This window comes from Vogesella amnigena, from assembly GCF_042648905.1.
GTDB classification, from domain to species: Bacteria; Pseudomonadota; Gammaproteobacteria; order Burkholderiales; family Chromobacteriaceae; genus Vogesella; species Vogesella amnigena.
The window spans coordinates 43,374-57,928 of the sequence record NZ_JBHRYH010000017.1; the positions used below are offsets into that span (position 1 = coordinate 43,374).

Here is a 14,555-nt window from a genome sequence, read left to right on the forward strand (position 1 = left end):
GCGTTACACACACACTGCGGAATCAGTCCCGTGCATCGCCACGCACGAAGAAGCTGACGATGTACAGCAGCAGGCCGACAAAGAACACCACCCCGGCGGCCTCGCGCAGCCAGTAGAAGAAGGCGATCTGATCCTGCGCCGCCATGAAGGACAGCGGCTGGCTGCCCATGCGCTGCATCCATACCTGCAGGATGCCGGCGGCGGTGAGGAACAGGGTAATGAACACCATGGCGATGGTCATCAGCCAGAACGACCACATTTCCACCACCTGGGCGCGGTTGCTGTTGGCCTCGCGGCCACGCATCAGCGGCATGGTGTAGGAAATCATGGTGATCACCACCATGGCGTAGGCGCCGTAGAAGGCCATGTGACCGTGGCTGGCAGTGATCTGCGTGCCGTGGGTCAGGTAGTTCACCGGGGCCAGGGTATGCAGGAAGCCCCACACGCCGGCGCCGAGGAATGACATCACGCCGGTACCCAGCGCCCACAGCACGGCAGCCTTGTTCGGGTGTTCGCGGCGGCGCTTGTTCACCATGTTGAAGGAGAACAGCGTCATCATGAAGAACGGAATCGGTTCCAGCGCGGAGAAGGCCGAGCCGAACACCTGCCAGTAGCTTGGCGTGCCAATCCAGAAATAATGGTGACCGGTACCGATGATGCCGGTGATCAGCGTCATGGCGATGATCACGTACAGCCACTTCTCCACTACTTCGCGGTCAACACCGGTAACCTTCACCAGCACGAAGGCCAGCATGGCACCCATGATCAGCTCCCACACCCCTTCCACCCACAGGTGCACCACCCACCACCAGAAATACTTGTCCAGCACCAGGTTGATCGGGTTGTAGAACGAGAACAGGAAGAAAATCGCCAGCCCCCACAGCCCCAGCATCATCACCATGCTGATACTGGTCTTGCGCCCCTTCAGCACCGTGAGACTCAGGTTGTAGAGGAAGGACAACGCCACCAGCACGATGCCGACCTTGGTAATGGTGGGCTGCTCCAGGAACTCCCGCCCCATGGTGGGCAATATGTCATTGCCGGTGATCTGCGCCAGCGTGGCATACGGCACCGCCAGATAGCCGACTATGGTCAGCGCCCCGGCAATCAGGAACACCCAGAAGGTAATGATGGCCAGCTTCGGGCTGTGCAGTTCGCGCTCCGATTCCTCGGGAATCATGTAGTAACCCGCCCCCATGAAGCCGAACAGCAGCCACACGATCAGCAGGTTGGTGTGCACCATGCGCGCCACGTTGAACGGAATCTCCGGGAACAGGAAATCGCCGATCACGTACTGCAGGCCCATCACCAGGCCAAAGATGATCTGCCCGACAAACAGGCCGATGGCAGCCATGAAGTACGGCTTGGCCACCGCCTGCGAGCGGTATTTGAGTTGAACGTTGGCCGCAGCCTGCCCCGGGGCGGGGCGCAGTGTGGCCGTAGTGGAGGAAGTCATGCGCGTCTCCTGATGGGTAATGTCTGCCAGTGCGAAGGAATCAGCCTTCGATATTCGGCGGCCAGTTGTTGGTATTGATCTCGGAGCTGTACTTCAGGAAGGCCACCAGATCGTCCAGCTGTGCGTCGGTCAGATGGAAGTTCGGCATCTGGCGACGGCCCGGCACGCCGGTGGGCTGCGCCTTGATCCAGGCCTTGATGAAATCCGGGCCGCGGCGCTGGTAGACATTGCCCAGCTCCGGCGCGAAATAGGCGCCCTCGCCCAGCAGGGTGTGACAGCCGATGCAGTTGTTGGTCTCCCACAGGTTCTTGCCGCGCGCCACCTGCTCGGTAAGGTTGGCGCGGTTGTCCCGCTTGGGCAGCGCCTGCACGGTGTCGAACGTCAGCGCGACAAACAGCAGGAAGAAGAACACCGCGCCGCCATAAAAAATATTGCGCGCGGTGGATTTGGTGAAACTGGTGCTCATCGCAACCTCCTAGTCATCTGCACCGGCAACCCGGCAACTGAGTGCGGACTGTACGTTTCCACCCATCCGGATAGCATTGACGGCAGTCAACGATTTCCGGTCACCGCCCTCCCACACTGGCGCCATGCTCATCACCGAGGAAGACCACATGACACCCGCCCTGCCATTCCCCCACCCCGCGCCGCTGCGCGCCGGCCAGGTAAGCCTGGTGGGTGCCGGCCCCGGCGACCCGGACCTGCTCACCCTCAAGGCGCTGCGCCGCCTGGCCGAAGCCGACGTGGTGCTGTACGACCTGCTGGTGGCCGAAGAGATACTGGCACTGGTCAACAAGCGCGCGCGGCTGGTCTGCGTGGGCAAGCGCGCCAGCCGCCACACCCTGCCGCAGCAGGACATCAACCAGCTACTGCTGCGCGAGGCGCAGGCCGGCTGGCGCGTGGTACGGCTCAAGGGTGGCGACCCACTGCTGTTCGGCCGCGGGGGCGAAGAGTTGGCCGCACTGCTGGCAGCCGGCATCGAAGTGGAAGTGGTGCCCGGCATCACCGCCGCCGTGGGCGCCGCGGCGGCAGCCGGCATCCCGCTGACTCACCGCGACTGCGCGCAGGGCGTAAGCCTGGTCACCGGCCACCGCCGCGACGGCGCCAGCGGCCTGGACTGGGCGGCGCACAGCGGCAGCGAACAGACTGTGGTGGTGTACATGGGCCTGGGCGAAGCGGCGAGTATCGCCAGCGCGCTGCAGGCAAACGGCCGCAGCGGCAGCACCCCGGTAGCCATCATCGAACAGGCCACCACGCCCCGACAGCGGGTGCTGCGCTGCACGCTGGCCACCCTGGCCGACTGCGTGGCACGGGACTGCCCGCAACCGCCGGCATTGCTGGTGATAGGGAAAGTGGTGGCGCTGGCGGCCAGCTGGCAGCGGCAAGCGGAGGGATGCCTGGTGGATTAGCGCCGTATCCGGGGCCCTACCTTAGACAGCAGAAGAAGGTTGGTCGCAGCGCCGAGGGGCGCGCGGCCAACGTGGGAGATAAAACGTAGATATTTACGAAACCATGCAGGTTGGCGTCGAACGTAGCGAGGCCCAACGCCTACCGCGCAGCAGCGAGACAGTTTTGAGTCGACTGAACTGCCACGGTAACCGTTGGGCTTCATTTCATTCAGCCCGACCTATGGCACTACGGCGAGCCATCGCCAGCCAGCAATCCTGACCAACCCCAGTCGTTTACTTCCGCCTGCTCTACCGCTTGTCATGAAATACAAGCTATCGTTTAATTCGGCTCGTATGCAGCGACCAGACTCATTTGCAGTATCAAAACGCTAGCCACCCCAAATTAGTCACGACGTTTACATGACGATGAAACAACTAATACCGCACCCGATTCTGCCCAGCCCACATGAGTACGATATAAGCAGCTTTCACTACCACATCGATAGCAATGATGCGGGGCAATCGTTTATTGACATGACATTAACGAGAAACCGGCAGGTGGTAACGCTGCGCTTCTGGCAGCCGGTCAGCTTGAAAATCGAAGAGGGCTTTCCCCAGCCAACACGCGGCATGGTGTTTTACGACCACTCAGCAGACGGTCTCGAGAACATCACCGTAGAAGTTTCCGACTTTGAAGCTTCGCCGGGTGCCGTCACCTTTTTCGCGCGCAGCGTAGAACAATTAGAAAACTCGGCCCCTTGGGAAAGGGGTTGCACGGTTCGATGACATGAGCAAATCACCCACTTCACACCAGCTCACCATCTCAGGACTTGCAGACATCCAGCAGCGCTCCATTGCTGCCAATGAGCTTGTCGTCACTTTCCCGGACGCAATGCGTGCGCTTGATCTCTTTCAACAGCAGAATGTGATGGTATTGGGCTGGGAAGGCTGGCTGCGTTATCCGCAGGGTACGGTCGGACACTCCCGACAACACCAGGGCACGATAGATCTATCCGCCATGAGCCCCCAGGACGCCATTGCCACAGTCCGGGCGACGATCATGCTGGCGCAGAGCGAATGGCATGCAACTCCCGAAGTAGCGGGTGCCGAGTTGTACTTCTGCATTACCACATCTGACGCAGCTGCTCAGTAGGTTGGGTTGAGCGCAGCGAAGCCCAACGTTTACCGCGTAGCAGCGAGACAGTTTTGACTCGACTGAACTGCCGCAACAACCGTTGGGCTTCATTTCATTCAGCCCAACCTACGGCACTGCGGCCATCCAGCGGCCACCACGTCACACGGCGGCGGAACGCCCGCTTTGCGGGCTTCCGCCCTACAGATCGCGCACCTAGCCCGCCTGTACCACCTTCCCCACCGGCTGCGTGCCCTGCCGCCAGCGCTGCCAGGCCGCCAGGTAGTGGGCGCACAGCGCAATGGCCAACACGCTGCCACTGATTGCCGGCAGCCACCACAGCGCCGGCCACAGGCTCCAGATCACGCCACATAGCTGCCACAGACACAGCAGCCTCCAGCCCTGCCGCGCCCTGACCTCCGGCAGCAGCACCTGCAGCGATGGCACTTTCTGCTGCGGCTTTACCCCGCGGCGCAGCTGCAGCCACAGCAGGAACGGCACGATGCGGTACAGCATGCCCACGCACAGCGAGAAGGCCACGCCGCCCAGCAGCAGCCAACCCTGCAGCCGGCGCAGCGCCGGCACATCCAGCCACTGCCCGGCGACAAAGGCCACGCCCAGCGCCAGCAACAGCCCCAGCGCCAGCTGCCAGTAGCGTGGCAGCCATTCCTGCGGCCGGCGGCTGCCGCGTAGCGCCGTGGCCCATACCCAGCCAAGCAGCGGCAGCGGCAAGGCCGCCAGCCACCACCAGCCGCTGTCCGGCCACAGCAGCGATAGCGCACCGGCCAGCAGCAGCAGGCTGCCCCAGGCCGGCGAGGCCCAGCGCTGCCACCAGCCGGGCAAGGCCGGGGTAAGCAGGAACATGGGCAGAATCACCTGCGCCACGGCCACCAGCAGCAGCCACACCCAGCCCTGTGCGGCCAAGCGGTGCAGCGGCAGCAGGGTAAGCAGCGGCCACGGCTGGCCCCAGGCCAGCACGCCCAGCTGGGCGATGCCCAGCCCCAGGGTGATGATCAGCGCAGCCAGCGCCCAGCGCAGGCCACGGCTGCTGCTGTCCTGCGCCGGGCTGCGCCACAGCTGCCACCACAATATGGCCAGCAGCAGCGTGGCCACGGCGAAGCCAACGCTTGCCAGCTGCAGCCAGCCGGGCGTCAGGTCTCGGGCCAGGCCGGCAAACAGCGCGGCGCACCCCAGCTGCCAGCTGCCCCACAAGCCATGGCGCCAGATGCCGGGGCGCGGAAAACCCAGCGCCGACACCACCGCCAGCAGCTGCAGCAGCGCGCCCAGCATCACATTGCCCAGCACGCCCAGAGCAAGCAGGTGCAGCGGCAGCCACAGCGCGGGCGACGGGTAGCTGCCGTCTGCGGCGTCATGCCAGGCACCGGCCAGCAGCAGCAGCCACAGCAGGGCGGAGATGAAAAAACGCACCGGCAGGTCGAGTGGCGGTGCGCTGTCGTAACTGGGTATCGCCTGCATCAGGGAATGTCCACGTGGAAGATCACGCCGCTCATGTCGGGCAGCATTTCGCTGTCAAAACGCACCATGCGGTCACGCAGCATCGGCAACAAGGGGCCGGGAAAGTGTGGTAGCACAAAGGACAGCCGCTGACCGCTTTGCGCCTCGTCCACGGCATCCAGAATGATTTCCATCGGTTCGGGCGGCACCAGGCCGCGCAGGTCACGCGGGCTCATGACCGTGCTCCGCCAGCAGCGCCGCCAGGCCGGCGCGATCGCACATCGGGTACAAGATGTTCTCCTCTTTCAGGTTGTGCTGCTGCATCAACAATAGCAGCGTGTCGGCGGCGCCGGCCAGGCTGTCGCCGTCCTGCTGCGCTGCAGCCTGCTGCATCTCGTCCATCAGCAAACGCATCTCGGCATGCTCGCTGCGCATCACCGCAGTCGGCCCCTGCGTGATGCCGGTAGCCGCCTCGAATGCCGGAAACAGCAGCTGTTCCTCCTCATACAGGTGCTGCGCCATGGCGGCGCAGAACTGTGCGCAGCCGGCCTGCACCAGTGGCCAGTCGCCGGCGCGCAGTGCCTGCTCCACGGCCACGAACTGGTCATCGCAGCGGCGATGCACCCGGGTAAAGCTGTCGGTAACTGTCATGTCTGCCCCCACTGGTATCTGGCTGCAGACATTGTGCGGTGCGCCAGCCGCTAGCAGACATGATGCCGGTCAAGCGGATCACCGCTGGCGGCGGCTTTCGCCGGCGGCGGGCTGGCCGTAAGATCGCATCTTTGCCCGCCTCGCCTGCCACCATGCCGCCACGCCACGCCCTGCTACTGCCGCTGCTTGCCGGCCTGATGCTGTCTTCCTGCGTCAGCATTCCCGATGCCGGTCAGCGCAGCGCCAGCGCCACGCAGCTGGCCGCCAGCCACGGCTGGGTGGCGCAGCCGCTGCATACCGGCAACTTTGTGCTGCAGGCGATGCTGCCGCCCGCCCCGCCGGCTGCCGAACGGTTGACGGTGTATATCGAGGGCGATGGTCTGGCCTGGCTGAATCGCGATACCCCGTCGTCCGACCCGACGCCGATTACCCCGCTGGCGCTACAGCTGGCGCTGCAGGACGACGGCCCCGCCGCCTACCTGGCCCGCCCCTGCCAGTACCTGCTGGCGGCCAACCCCGAATGCGGCCAACGCTACTGGACGCAGCAACGCTTTGCGCCGGAGCTGGTTACCGCCAGCAACCAGGCGCTGGAGCAGCTGAAGCAGCGCTTTCAGGCGCGACAGCTGGTACTGGTGGGCTATTCCGGTGGCGCGGCGGTGGCGGCGCTGCTGGCGGCACGCCGCAGCGATGTGGCGGGGCTGATCACGGTGGCCGGCAATCTGGACCACGCGGCGTGGACCAGCCAGCTGGCGCTGACGCCGCTGCGCGGCTCGCTGAATGCGGCGGATAGCTGGGCGCAATTATTGCGAGTGCCGCAGCTGCATTTTGTCGGTGCGGACGACAGCCAGACCGGCATGCTGGCAGTAGCGCCGTTTGTGCAGCGTTTTCCGCCGTCACAGCGCCCGCCGGTAAGCATACAAGCCGGCTTTGGCCACCAGTGCTGCTGGGCCGCCAGCTGGCCGGCGCTGTTGCACAAGGCCCGCCAAGAATGGCGCGCGCCGGCTATGCAGTAACAGTCTATAAACCCTGCGCTGGCGTGCTATCTGGCCACCCTGCCGCTTCCTACGATGGTGACAGCCTGAAGGCTGACACAATCGGGCGCCGCGAAAAGCCCTGATTTCCAAGCGAGACAAGGCGCGAACGAAAAATGTCGACGCAGCATATGTTTGATATGTCAGGAGACACAATCGTAAGCAACGCCGTATCGCAACGAAAGCAGGAGTTTTTCGTGGTGTCCAACCATAAGGGAGAGACATCATGGCAAGCATCATCAATGAAAGCGGGGCGCACAGCGACCCGGACTTTACCCGCGGGCCGGTTCCGGCCGAAGCCCGCATGGGGCGGCTGGGCCTGAGCATGGCCTGGTGGTCGGTGTGCAGCGCCATGTTCTGGCTGGTGGTATCCGCCACGCTGGCGCTGAACTACGGCACGGTGAACACGCTGATCGGCCTGGCGCTGTCGGCCATCTGCTACAGCGTGATCAACGCGGTGATCAGCCGCTACGCCATCAGGAGCGGGCTGTCGGTGGCGCTGTTCTCGCGCACGCTGTTCGGCCAGTCCGGCTCGGCGCTGGCCACGCTGATCTTCTTTGCCACCGCCATCTACTACGCGGTGTTCGAAGGCTCGGTGATCGCGGTGGCGATCCAGAACTACTTCCCCTCGCTCAGCATTGAGCAGGCCTACCTGCTGGTGGTGGTGTACAGCGTGCCGCTGGTATTCGGCTCGGTACAGCGCTGGCTAGACAAGCTCAACGGCGTGCTGCTGCCGTTCTACCTGCTGGGGTTGGCCGCAGCGGTGGTTCTTACCATCAGCGAGTTCGGCTACAGCCATGCCTGGCTGCAGCTGGCGCCGGCCGGTGGCGCGCCGGCGGATGGCTGGTGGAGCTGCTTCACTTACTTCATGGGGGTGTGGATCCTGATGATGTACACCTGGGACTACGCCCGCTTCGGCAAGACAGAGGACAGCGACTACCACGCCCGGCTCAACTTCGGCCTGCCGTTCTACCTGTTCACCTTCCTGATCAACGGCATGGCCGGCATCTTTCTGGCCAGCAGCATCCCCACCAGCGGCGGGGTGAGCGAGGTATCGGTAGTGCTGGCACTGCTCAAGCTGATGGGCTTTGCCGGTCTGGCCTTCGTGTGGGTGAGCCAGACGCGCATCAACACCGCCAACTTCTACCTGGCCACGGTGAACATGCAGAGCTTCTTCGACCGCGCTTTCGGCATCCGCCTGCCCAAGGTGGCCTGGGGCGTGGTGGTGGGCGGCATCGTCTACCTGCTGATGCTGGGCAATGTGTTCAGCGTGATTCTGCAGGCGCTGGCCTACCAGGGCATTTTCGTGGTGGCCTGGGTGGGCATTGCCCTGGCGCACATCCTGCTGGGACTGGGCGCCAGCGTGGATGACAGCACGCCGGCTATCCGCCGCGAGGGCATTACCAGCTGGTTCGTGGCCACCGGTGTCGGCATTGCGCTGATGGAAGTCGGCGGCATGCTGGCCGGCTTCTCCGCCCCGGCTACCTTTATCGTGTCATTCCTGCTGTACCGCTACCTGCAGCGCGGTGCCCCTGCCGGTGAAACAGCGTTCAACCGGGCACCATAACGTTCGCTCACTCCTCATTGGCCCCGCCTCGTGCGGGGCGTTTTTTTGCGGCCAAGCCTGGCTGCCACATGTAGCCCAGAGAAGCCGCTGGCGCATCCGGGAAGCCGAGGGCGGCGGCGTGAGCTGCCCCGAAAGTCATCGTGACAGTGGCTTGAAGCGCCCCCGGATGCGCTTCGCTTATCCGGGCTACGGGTGGGTGTTTTTGTCCGCCATGGCTGTGCACCCACAGGCCAAGCATCCTGCACTGTGGTGCAAGAGCCGTGCGCGGCAAGGGCATAAGGTACAGACACAGGCCGGTGCAGCAGCACCGGACCAGCCCCTTGCGGCCAACCTTGGGTGGCCTCGAAAAACCCGGATTTCCAAGCGAGACCAGGCGCGAATGAAAAATTCCGACGACGCATATGTTTGATATGTAAGGAGGAATTTTTTGTGAGCAACGCAGTATCGCAACGAAAGCTGGTGTTTTTCGAGCTACCCCTTGCAGGCCGCCGGACATACGGAGACGCACCATGACGCAAGCCCCTCACCACGCCGGCCGGGTAGACCCGATCACCCTGGCCGTGATACGCGGCGCGCTGGAAACCACGCAGCGGGAAATGACGCTGACGCTGGAAAAAACCGGCCGCTCCAGCGTGTTCAACCTGGCGCACGACTACAGCAATGCGCTGTTCGACCATCTGCCGGAGATGATCCTGCAGGGCCAGGACATCCCCATCCACCTGGGTTCGCTGATTCCGGCAATGAAAGCCGTAGCCGGCTTCTTTGGCGACGACATCCACGAAGGCGACGTGATCTACCACAACGACCCGGCCTACCAGGGCAGCCACATCCTGGACTGCTGCATGTACAAGCCGGTGTTCTACCAGGGCGAGCTGGTGTTCTGGACGGTGTGCAAGGGTCACCTCACCGACATCGGCGGCCCGGTGCCGGCCGGCTACAACCCGGCAGCCAAGGAAATCTACGCCGAAGGCCTGCGCATCCCACCGGTGAAGCTGTGGGACCAGGGCCGCCGCCGTGACGACGTGGTGAACCTGCTGCTGTCGAACATGCGCGCCCGCCGCGACCAGGAAGGCGACCTGAACGCCCAGTTCGGCGCCTGCCGCGTGGGCGAACGCAACCTGATCGCGCTGCTGGACAAATACGGCGTGGACACGGTGCGCGCTGCCATTGCCGAGCTGAAGGACATGGCCGACCGCCACATGCGCTCGCTGATCCGCTCGATTCCCGATGGCAGCTACCACGGCGAAGCAGTGCTGGAAGACGCCGGCCACGGCCTGGGCGCACTCACCATCCGCACCACCGCCACGGTGAAGGACGACACCGTGCACATCCGCGTCGAGAGCCCGCCGCAAGTGCCCTACTTCATCAACTCCTACGCAGGCAACTCCATGTCCGGCATCTACCTGGGGCTGATGATGTTTGCCCAGGTGCCGCCGCCGTACAACGAAGGCCTGTACCGCTGCGTGAGCGTGGACCTGGGGCCCAAGGGCACGCTTTGCAATGCGATGGAACCGGCGCCGCATGTGAACTGCACCACCACGCCGATGGAAACGCTTACCGACGCGGTGCGCATGGCGTTCGAGGCCGCCGCACCGGAGCGCGTCACCGCCTCCTGGGGCCACGCCAGCGGCATCAATATCGCCGGCATCAACCCGGCCACCGGCGAGCAATACGTGACCATGGTGCTGGCCTCCATCATCTCCGGCGCCGGCGCCACCCGCTACATGGACGGCTGGCACGCCTGCGGCCCGCTGTGCTGCTTCGGCGCGCTCAGCTCCGGTGACATCGAGCTGCTGGAATATGCCTACCCCATCATCATCCACCGCTACGGCCTGCAGGAAGACAGCGGCGGCGCCGGGCGCTACCGCGGCGGCAGCGGCACGGTGTGGGAGGTGGAACCGATCGGCCACGAGATGACCATCATCGCCTTCGGCGAAGGCCGCCAGATCGGCACCATGGGCGCCGCCGGCGCGGTGGACGCGCTGCCGGAGCGCAAGCTGGGCCGGCTGGAAATCGACAAGCCGGGCGAGCACATCGTGCACCGCCAGAACGTGATCACCACCATCCAGCCGGGCGAGCGCGCCCGCAATGTGAACCCGGGTGGCGGCGGCTATGGCCTGCCGTGGCAGCGCCCGGCCGAAGAAGTGCTGCGCGACGTGTGTAACGGCCTGGTGTCCATCGACGCCGCCGCCACCGAATACGGCGTGATTCTCGACAGCTGCGGCCAACATGTGGATGCCGCCGCCACCGCCGCTGCCCGCCAGCGCATGAACCAACAGGGAGTACAGGCATGAAACAGCGATTCCGACTGGGCGTAGACGCCGGCGGCACCTTCACCGACTTCGTACTGGCAGAAAAAGACGGCCCGCTGCGCCTGTTCAAGAGCCCGTCCACTCCGGACGACGGCACCCGCGCCATTGCCGCCGGCCTGCAGCAGATGGCCGAGGCGCTGGACATGTCCGCCAGCCAGATCGTGCAGAACTGCGACCTGTGCATCAACGGCACCACCGTGGCGCTGAACGCGCTGATCGAGCTCAAGGGCGTGAAAGTGGGCCTGCTGTGCACCGCCGGCCACGAGGACAGCATCGAGATCCGCCTTGGCCACAAGGAAGAAGGCTACCGCTACGACGCCAGCTACCCGCCGGCACCGCAGCTGGTGCCGCGCCAGCTGCGCCGCGCGGTGCGTGGCCGCGTGCTGTCCGATGGCAGCGTGCACGAGCCGCTGAACGAAGACGACATCCTGGCCGCCATCGAGGTGTTCCGCGCCGAGCAGGTGCAGAGCGTGGCGATCAGCTTCGTGTGGTCGGTGCGCAACCAGGCGCACGAGCGCCGCGCCCGCGAGCTGGTGGAGCAGCACCTGCCCGGCGTGTTCGTGTGCTGCGGCAGCGAGGTCTACCCGCAGGTGCGCGAGTACACCCGCACCTCCACCACGGTGGTGAACGCCTACCTCAGCCCGGTGATGGGCCGCTACGTGCAGCGCATCGACCAGTTCTTTGCCGAGCACGGCGCCCGCGCCCCGGTGCGCTACTACCAGAGCAACGGCGGCCTGGCGCTGGGCACGGTGATGCGCGAACGCGCGGTGAACGCCATCAACTCCGGCCCGGCCTCGGCGCCGCAGGCCGGGCTGTATATCGCCAAACCGTTCGGCATCGACAACGTGATCACCGTGGACATGGGCGGCACCTCGTTCGACATCACCCTGGCCAAGGGCGGCCAGACGCAGCTGAACCGCAACTTCGACTTCCTGCGTCACCGCATCGGCGTGCCGATGATCCACGTGGAAACGCTGGGCGCCGGCGGCGGCTCCATCGCCCACATCAATACCTTCGGCATGCTGGAAGTGGGCCCGCACAGCGCCGGCGCCACCCCTGGCCCGGCCTGCTACGGCAAGGGCGGCGAGCAGGCCACCGTGACCGACGGCAACCTGGCGCTGGGCTATCTGCGGCCGAACGCGGTGCTGGGCGGCACCATCCGCCTGGACCAGGACAAGGCACGCAGCGCGATTGCGGCCAACGTGGCCGAGCCGCTGGGCATCAGCGTGGAGAAGGCCGCCTTCGGCATCAACACGCTGGTGAACATGAACATGGCCAACGGCATCCGCCGTATCTCCATCGAGCAGGGCTACGACCCGCGCGACTTCGCGCTGATCTGCGCCGGCGGCGCCACCGGCATGCACATCACCGCGCTGGCCGAGGAGCTGGGCGTGGAAACCGTGCTGGTGCCCAAATCCGCCTCCTGCCTGTGCGCCTTCGGCCAGGTGATCTCGGACGTGAAGTACAACTTCCTGGCCAGTGCGCCGATGCGCCTGCACCGCGAGGCGGACCTGGCCGAGCTGAACCGGCTGTTCGCCGACATGGAACAGCGCGGCCGCCAGCTGCTGCTGGACGACGGCTTCGATGCCGCCGACATCCGCGTGCACCGCAGCGTGGAAATGCGCTACATGGGGCAGATTCACGAATGCACGGTGGACATTGCCGGCGGCGAACTTGGCGCTGCCAGCGTGGACGCCATCCTGGCCGCCTTCCATGCCCGCCACGAGGCGCTGTTCACCTACAGCGAACCGCACAACCCGGTGGAACTGGTGAACCTGGAATGCACCCTCACCGGCCTGGTGGACAAGCCGGCGCTGCCCAGCCTGGCACAGGACGCCGACAGCATCCGCGACGCGCACGACGGCTTCCGCCCGATGCTGTTCGACGATAGCGGCCGCTGGGTGGAAACCCCAGTGTACCGCGGCGAGCAACTGCTGGCCGGCAGCCGCATCGTCGGCCCCGCCGCCATCGAGGAGCCTACCACCACTGTGGTGATTCGTCCCGGCTGGCAGGCGGAATTGCACACTTCCGGCACATATAAACTGACGCGCTGGGCCGAATAGCCGATGATGATTTAAACAGAAAGACCGCAGCCGGCCCCGTGCCGGCTGCCGCGTTGACGAACCCGTTGCCATGACGACGGGCGGAGCGATCCGCAACGCGATACCAGAGGAGACAAGCATGAAGCAGCACTACAGCACGGCCGGTGCCGGCCCGATCGAGCGCATGCGCAGCTGGCAGGATGTGATTCGTAGCACCTATTTCGACCTGCAGCTGGATTTTCGCGATGCGGCCAACTTCGAGGCCTGCCTCACCCGCTGGAGCCTGGGCGAATTGTCGCTGTCGCGCCTCAGCTCCAGCCCGCTGCGCTACCGCCGCAGCAGCGGCGAAAGTGCTGACAGCCGCGACGAGCAGTTTCTGGTGTCGCTGCCACGGCAAAGCGATATCCGCTTCAGCCAGATGGGGCGCGATGCGCACTGCGCCCCCGGCCACTTCCTGCTGGAACGCAGCCTGGACCCATACGAATTCAGCCACAGCCGCGACAACAATCTGTGGGTGCTGAAGATCCCCGGCCCGCTGCTGCGCCACCGCCTGCGCAACCCGGAGCGCTTTTGCGCGCTGACCTTCGACGGCAGCAGCGGTATCGGCGCGCTGTTCACCGGCTATGTCAATGCGGTGGGCAGCCAGCTGGAGCAAGGCCAGGAGGTGCTGCACCCGCTGGTGGGGCAGCAGCTGCTGGAGCTGTTCGTGGCCTGCACCGAAAACAGCCCGGCAGTACTGGACTCGCAGGGCTCCGGTGTGCGCGCCGCCCACCTGCAGCGCATCGAGCAGCATGTGCGCCGCAACCTGGCCGATACCGCGCTAAGCCCGGAGCAGATCGCCCAGGCCTGCCGCATTTCCACCCGCTACCTGCACGACCTGTTCCGCGATACCGGTCAGACTTTCAGCCAGTGGCTGCGCGAACAGCGGCTGGAAGGCGCACGCCAGGCGCTGGTACGCCAGCCGCGGCTGAGCCTGGCGCAGATCGCCTACCAGTGGGGCTTTACCGACCAGTCGCACTTCTGCCGCGTGTTCAAGCAGCGCTACGGCCATACCCCGCGCGAGGCACGCGAGCAGCAATTGCGTACTCAGCACTGAAAGCCATTTAAAATCAGCAACTTGCAATCTGCAAATTGAAAAGCGTCAAAAAATCGTAAATAGATTGCAAAAAAACGCTTGACGCCAATTATCGTGCACGTTAAAGTGCGCACCTCTTCGCGATGCAGCGATGCAACACGAAGAACCTGTGGGGGTATAGCTCAGCTGGGAGAGCGCTTGCATGGCATGCAAGAGGTCATCGGTTCGATCCCGTTTACCTCCACCACAGTCCCCATCGTCTAGAGGCCTAGGACACCGCCCTTTCACGGCGATAACCGGGGTTCGACTCCCCGTGGGGACGCCAATCTGGGGGTATAGCTCAGCTGGGAGAGCGCTTGCATGGCATGCAAGAGGTCATCGGTTCGATCCCGTTTACCTCCACCAGATAAAGAAAAAAACCGATCCTTGTGATCGGTTTTTTTCTG

13 protein-coding genes and 3 tRNA genes are annotated in these 14,555 nt (G+C 64.6%); 11 read left to right on the forward strand and 5 right to left on the reverse strand.

Going from position 1 to position 14,555, the window contains the following annotated elements:
- Positions 1 to 22: 22 nt before the first annotated feature.
- Positions 23 to 1,456 carry a cbb3-type cytochrome c oxidase subunit I gene (locus ACFOKJ_RS07495; protein ID WP_390278041.1) on the reverse strand — a complete coding sequence of 478 codons (1,434 nt, stop codon included), beginning with the start codon at positions 1,454 to 1,456 and terminating at the stop codon, positions 23 to 25.
- Positions 1,457 to 1,496: 40 nt separating this feature from the next.
- The gene (locus ACFOKJ_RS07500; protein ID WP_390278043.1) at positions 1,497 to 1,922 is read right to left on the reverse strand and encodes a c-type cytochrome; all 426 of its coding nucleotides are present in this window, start codon (positions 1,920 to 1,922) and stop codon (positions 1,497 to 1,499) included.
- Between the two features lie 148 nt (positions 1,923 to 2,070).
- On the opposite strand from ACFOKJ_RS07500, the gene cobA reads away from it, so the two are divergent.
- From cobA to ACFOKJ_RS07515, 3 genes are all read left to right on the forward strand, one after another.
- Entirely contained in the window at positions 2,071 to 2,865 is a 795-nt protein-coding gene (cobA, locus tag ACFOKJ_RS07505; protein ID WP_390278045.1) for a uroporphyrinogen-III C-methyltransferase, read from the forward strand.
- Between the two features lie 399 nt (positions 2,866 to 3,264).
- Positions 3,265 to 3,630, forward strand: a complete 366-nt coding sequence (locus tag ACFOKJ_RS07510) for a hypothetical protein (protein ID WP_390278047.1) — start codon at positions 3,265 to 3,267, stop codon at positions 3,628 to 3,630.
- A gap of 1 nt (position 3,631) precedes the next feature.
- Positions 3,632 to 3,997, forward strand: coding sequence for a hypothetical protein (locus tag ACFOKJ_RS07515; protein WP_390278049.1), 366 nt, complete (start codon positions 3,632 to 3,634; stop codon positions 3,995 to 3,997).
- A 195-nt stretch (positions 3,998 to 4,192) separates the two neighbouring features.
- Here the strand turns inward: ACFOKJ_RS07515 and ACFOKJ_RS07520 are convergent, their stop codons facing one another.
- From ACFOKJ_RS07520 to ACFOKJ_RS07530, 3 genes are read right to left on the reverse strand one after another with little or no spacing between them, the layout of a single operon-like run.
- The gene (locus tag ACFOKJ_RS07520; protein WP_390278051.1) at positions 4,193 to 5,452 is read right to left on the reverse strand and encodes a hypothetical protein; all 1,260 of its coding nucleotides are present in this window, start codon (positions 5,450 to 5,452) and stop codon (positions 4,193 to 4,195) included.
- Positions 5,452 to 5,667, reverse strand: a complete 216-nt coding sequence (locus ACFOKJ_RS07525; protein ID WP_390278053.1) for a DUF2249 domain-containing protein — start codon at positions 5,665 to 5,667, stop codon at positions 5,452 to 5,454. The genes ACFOKJ_RS07520 and ACFOKJ_RS07525 overlap by 1 nt, the downstream gene beginning before the upstream one ends.
- Positions 5,654 to 6,082, reverse strand: a complete 429-nt coding sequence (locus ACFOKJ_RS07530; RefSeq protein ID WP_390278055.1) for a hemerythrin domain-containing protein — start codon at positions 6,080 to 6,082, stop codon at positions 5,654 to 5,656. The genes ACFOKJ_RS07525 and ACFOKJ_RS07530 overlap by 14 nt, the downstream gene beginning before the upstream one ends.
- Positions 6,083 to 6,213: 131 nt before the next feature.
- Between ACFOKJ_RS07530 and ACFOKJ_RS07535 the strand changes: the two genes are divergently transcribed.
- The 8 genes from ACFOKJ_RS07535 (at position 6,214) to ACFOKJ_RS07570 (ending at position 14,514) form a co-directional block, all read left to right on the forward strand.
- Positions 6,214 to 7,095: a hypothetical protein gene (locus ACFOKJ_RS07535; RefSeq protein WP_390278057.1), complete on the forward strand. Its 882-nt coding sequence runs from the start codon at positions 6,214 to 6,216 to the stop codon at positions 7,093 to 7,095.
- A gap of 244 nt (positions 7,096 to 7,339) precedes the next feature.
- Complete coding sequence (locus tag ACFOKJ_RS07540) at positions 7,340 to 8,680, forward strand: purine-cytosine permease family protein (protein ID WP_390278059.1); 1,341 nt, start codon at positions 7,340 to 7,342, stop codon at positions 8,678 to 8,680.
- A 509-nt stretch (positions 8,681 to 9,189) separates the two neighbouring features.
- Entirely contained in the window at positions 9,190 to 10,974 is a 1,785-nt protein-coding gene (gene capB, locus ACFOKJ_RS07545; RefSeq protein WP_390278061.1) for a caprolactamase subunit beta, read from the forward strand.
- Positions 10,971 to 13,055 carry a caprolactamase subunit alpha gene (capA, locus tag ACFOKJ_RS07550; RefSeq protein ID WP_390278063.1) on the forward strand — a complete coding sequence of 695 codons (2,085 nt, stop codon included), beginning with the start codon at positions 10,971 to 10,973 and terminating at the stop codon, positions 13,053 to 13,055. Before capB ends, capA begins: the two co-directional genes overlap by 4 nt.
- Positions 13,056 to 13,173: 118 nt before the next feature.
- Positions 13,174 to 14,130 carry an AraC family transcriptional regulator gene (locus tag ACFOKJ_RS07555; RefSeq protein WP_390278065.1) on the forward strand — a complete coding sequence of 319 codons (957 nt, stop codon included), beginning with the start codon at positions 13,174 to 13,176 and terminating at the stop codon, positions 14,128 to 14,130.
- 150 nt (positions 14,131 to 14,280) lie between these two features.
- Positions 14,281 to 14,356, forward strand: a tRNA-Ala gene (locus tag ACFOKJ_RS07560).
- 2 nt (positions 14,357 to 14,358) lie between these two features.
- A tRNA-Glu gene (locus tag ACFOKJ_RS07565) sits at positions 14,359 to 14,434 on the forward strand.
- A 4-nt stretch (positions 14,435 to 14,438) separates the two neighbouring features.
- A tRNA-Ala gene (locus ACFOKJ_RS07570) sits at positions 14,439 to 14,514 on the forward strand.
- Positions 14,515 to 14,555: the final 41 nt, after the last annotated feature.